Source organism: Sphingomonas sp. (genome assembly GCF_051962185.1).
GTDB lineage: Bacteria > Pseudomonadota > Alphaproteobacteria > Sphingomonadales > Sphingomonadaceae > Sphingomonas.
In genome coordinates this window covers 1-3,706 of sequence record NZ_JBQCCN010000241.1, presented here as the reverse complement: position 1 = coordinate 3,706, position 3,706 = coordinate 1, and the positions used below count along the sequence as shown (strand labels likewise).

General features: G+C 67.0%; 3 protein-coding genes and 2 pseudogenes. 1 reads left to right on the top strand and 4 read right to left on the bottom strand.

What is annotated here, in order from left to right; all coding sequences use genetic code 11:
• The coding region (locus tag ACTHJR_RS15575; RefSeq protein ID WP_440524155.1) for an NAD(P)(+) transhydrogenase (Re/Si-specific) subunit alpha at nucleotides 1-803 on the bottom strand (803 nt) is incomplete at its 3' end.
• Nucleotides 804-810: 7 nt separating this feature from the next.
• Nucleotides 811-948 (bottom strand): annotated as a pseudogene (locus ACTHJR_RS15570) (aa3-type cytochrome c oxidase subunit IV); the annotation flags it as partial.
• 153 nt (nucleotides 949-1,101) lie between these two features.
• Between ACTHJR_RS15570 and ACTHJR_RS15565 the strand changes: the two are divergent.
• The gene (locus ACTHJR_RS15565) at nucleotides 1,102-2,520 is read left to right on the top strand and encodes a sigma-54-dependent transcriptional regulator (RefSeq protein WP_440524154.1); all 1,419 of its coding nucleotides are present in this window, start codon (nucleotides 1,102-1,104) and stop codon (nucleotides 2,518-2,520) included.
• 35 nt (nucleotides 2,521-2,555) lie between these two features.
• Here the strand turns inward: ACTHJR_RS15565 and ACTHJR_RS15560 are convergent, their stop codons facing one another.
• Together ACTHJR_RS15560 and ACTHJR_RS15555 are read right to left on the bottom strand one after the other, a co-directional pair.
• On the bottom strand, nucleotides 2,556-3,092 hold the full coding sequence (locus tag ACTHJR_RS15560) for a hypothetical protein (protein WP_440524153.1): 537 nt from the start codon (nucleotides 3,090-3,092) through the stop codon (nucleotides 2,556-2,558).
• Nucleotides 3,092-3,706: pseudogene (locus ACTHJR_RS15555) on the bottom strand (succinate dehydrogenase/fumarate reductase flavoprotein subunit); the annotation flags it as partial. The gene ACTHJR_RS15560 and the pseudogene ACTHJR_RS15555, both read right to left, overlap by 1 nt.

The following is a 3,706-nucleotide window of genomic DNA, read 5'->3' as shown; positions in this document are numbered from 1 at the left end:
CGCGGCGCGGGGCGGCCGGGGATCAGGGCGGTGGTGATGACGATGTCCTGCTTGGCGATATGGCCGGAGACCAGTTCGGCCTGCGCCTTCTGGTACTCCTCGCTCATTTCGGTGGCATAGCCGCCCGATCCCTCGCCCTCGATCCCGGCGACATTCTCGACGAAGATCGGCTTGGCGCCGAGCGACTGGATCTGCTCCTTGGTCGCCGAGCGCACATCGGTCGCCGAGACCTGCGCGCCGAGCCGCCGCGCTGTCGCGATCGCCTGCAGACCCGCGACGCCGACACCCATGACGAAGCATTTGGCGGCCGACACCGTGCCGGCGGCGGTCATCATCATCGGGAAGGCGCGGCCATATTCGGCCGCCGCGTCGAGCACCGCCTTGTAGCCGGCGAGATTGGCCTGGCTCGACAAGATGTCCATCGACTGCGCGCGGGTGATGCGCGGCATGAATTCCATCGCAAGCGCCTCGACGCCGGTGGCGGCATAGGCATCGACGCGGGCGCGCTCGCCGAACGGATTGAGGCCGGCGACGATCCAGGCGCCTTTCGCGGCGTCCTTGAGCTCGGCGGGATCTGGTCCCTGGATGCCCAGCACGATGTCGGCGCCTTTCAGCACCGCGGCGCGCGCGCCGAGCTTGGCGCCCGCGCCTTCGTACCCGGCATCGTCGAAGCTGGCGGAAAGGCCAGCGCCCTGTTCGACCGCGACCTCGGCACCGAGCGCGACGAACTTCTTGACCGTCTCCGGGGTGGCCGCGACGCGGCGCTCGCCCGGAGCGGTTTCCCGCAGGACGGCGATCTTCACGCCGTTCTTACTTGTGACCGGAGATGAGCCAGATCACGATCAGCGCGACCAGGAAGCACCCCACCGCGCCGTATTTGAGCATGTTGAGGACCGAGTGATAGGTCGCTTCATGCGGTTTCATGTCGGTATGGTCGGCCATGCCGTACGTCTCTCCACCCTGATTGTGAGCGCGGTCTTAGCCACCGCCGCCCCGCGCCTCAAGCCCGCAAGCACGAACTTCGATACTGCGCGCGCTTAAGCTCACCTTTACCCCCTCGCCTTATGGTTAGCGCCTGAATTGGGATAAGAAGAGGGCGGGATGACGCGCAACGGACAGCGCCTCCTGATGTTGATCGACGACGAACCCGCGCAGCGCCGCCTGGTTTCGGCGATCGCCGCGCGGCGTGAGTGGCGCGCGGTGTTCGCGGCCGATGGCGAGACCGCGATCGCGACCCTGGGCACCCAGGACGGAATGCAGCTCGACGCGATCCTGCTCGACAGTTTCGGCCCCGAGGCGGAAGCCGAGGCGCTGATCAAGGAATTGCGCGTCCGCCGTCCTCAGCTTCCCATCCTGATGCTGACCGCCAACGGCTCGGTCGCGCAGGCGGTCGCCGCGATGCGCGCGGGCGCCACCGATTTCCTGGTCAAGCCGTTCGCCGCCGATCGCCTGTTGTCGGCGCTCGAAGCGGTCGTCGCCGGCACCGAGGCGGGCGAGTTGCGGCCGCTCACCGAAAAGATTCCGGCCTTGCTCGGCTTCGACGAGATCGTCGGCGCCTCGCCCGATTTCCGCGCCGCGCTGGCGATCGCCGCCAAGGCCGCGCGCGCCCGCGTGCCCGTGCTGATCGAGGGCGAGAGCGGCGTCGGCAAGGAAGTCGTCGCCGAGGCGATCCATGCGGCATCCCCGCGTGGCAAGAAACCGATGATCGCGATCAATTGCGGCGCGATTCCCGCCAATCTCGTCGAAAGCGAACTGTTCGGGCACGAAAAAGGCGCCTTCACCGGCGCGTTCGAGCGCAAGATCGGCAAATTCGCCGATGCCGACGGCGGCACCTTGTTCCTCGACGAGATCGGCGAGATGCCGCTCGATGCCCAGGTCAAGTTGCTCCGCGTGCTGCAATCGGGCGAAGTCCAGCCGATCGGCGCGCGCCATGTCCGCGAGGTCGACGTCCGGGTGATCGCCGCGACCAACAAGCGCCTGATCGAGGAAGTCGAGGCCGGGCGGTTCCGCGAAGACCTCTATTATCGCCTCAATGTCGTCCAGGTGACGATCCCGCCCTTGCGCGAACGCACCGGCGACATTCCCGCGCTCGCCCGTCACTTGCTGGCGCGGATCGCCGATCAGCCCGGCCTGCGCCCGCTCGGCATCACCGACGACGCGCTGGCGCTGCTCGGCCGCTACGACTGGCCGGGCAATGTCCGCCAGCTCCAGAACGCGCTGTTCCGCGCCGCCGTGCTGTGCGAGGGCGACGCGCTGACCCGCGCCGATTTCCCGCAGATCGCAGCGCTCGGCACGCAACGCGTGGCGAGCCCGGGTGCGCAGATGGCGACCAGCGGCGGCGTCACGCTGTTCCGCGCCGACGGCAACATGCGCCCGCTGGAAGAGATCGAGGCCGACGTCATTCGCCTCGCCATCGGCCATTATCGCGGCCGCATGACCGAAGTCGCGCGGCGGCTCGGGATCGGGCGTTCAACGCTCTATCGCAAGCTGGGCGAACTCGGGATCGACAACGCGGCTTAAGAACCCCCGGGAGGTCTTTTGCGGCGCCTGCCGACCTAATTCTGCCCCGTTGCGGCGCCGAGGACATCGCTGTCCGAGCCGCCGCTCGCTTCGACCACATTGACCTTGCCGGTCAATCCATCGCGCAAATGCAGGCGCCCGGTCCAATCGCTGGGGATCGACTGAGACAGGGCGGCGGCGGTCGAGAAATATACCGGCCTGTTGTCCTTGGCCCGCGTTACGAGAACCGCCTCGCCCGGCTTCAACCACGCGCCTTCGACCGCGCATCCGTTATAGTCGGTGCTGAACAGGGTCGTTCCCGTGCAGAACATGTTCGTCACCGCGAACACATCGCTCGACTGATCGCGCGCGACCTCGGCGATCGCCTGCAGCATATCCTTGACCGCCTGGTCGAACCCGGGCTCGCCCCTGCCGTTCAATTGGAACGATACGCGCAACAGACGCGTCCCGCTCCGATCGTAGAGCTTGATCTTTGTTCCCGCCGGTGACTTGAACGACCGGTCAGCCGCCTGCGCGACGGGCGTCAGCGCCAGAACGCTTATGGCCGTCGCGCACCAGGCCAGGCGTCGCATCAATAGACCCGCTTCTTCGGCTTGATGTACTCGACGTCGTCGGTCAGCGTGTAGTCGTGCACCGGGCGGTAATCGAGCGACACGCTCCCGCCCTTGCCGCCCCAGCCGTCGAAGGTGGCGATGGTGTGCTTCATCCAGTTCTTGTCGTCGCGCTCGGGGAAATCCTCGTGCATGTGCGCGCCGCGGCTCTCTTTCCGGTTCGATGCTCCCCGGATGGTGACCACGGCTTGCCCGAGCAGATTGTCGAGTTCGAGCGTCTCGACCAGGTCGGTGTTCCAGATCAGCGAACGGTCGGTGATGCCGACGTCGGCGAGCGACTTGTAGACCACGTCCATATGCTCGACGCCCTCCGACAGGAGCGCCGTGTCGCGGAACACCGCGCAATGCTTCTGCATCGTGCGCTGCATGTCGGCGCGGATCTGCGCGGTCGGCTTGCCGCCCTTGGCGTTGCGGAAATGGTCGAGCCGTTCGATCGCTTGGTCGTCGGCGGCCTTCACGACGGTGCCGTGCTTCGAATCCTTGCGCGTGATCTCGGCGATGCGCTTGCCGGTCGCGCGGCCGAACACGACGAGGTCGATCAGCGAGTTCGAGCCCAGGCGGTTGGCGCCATGGAC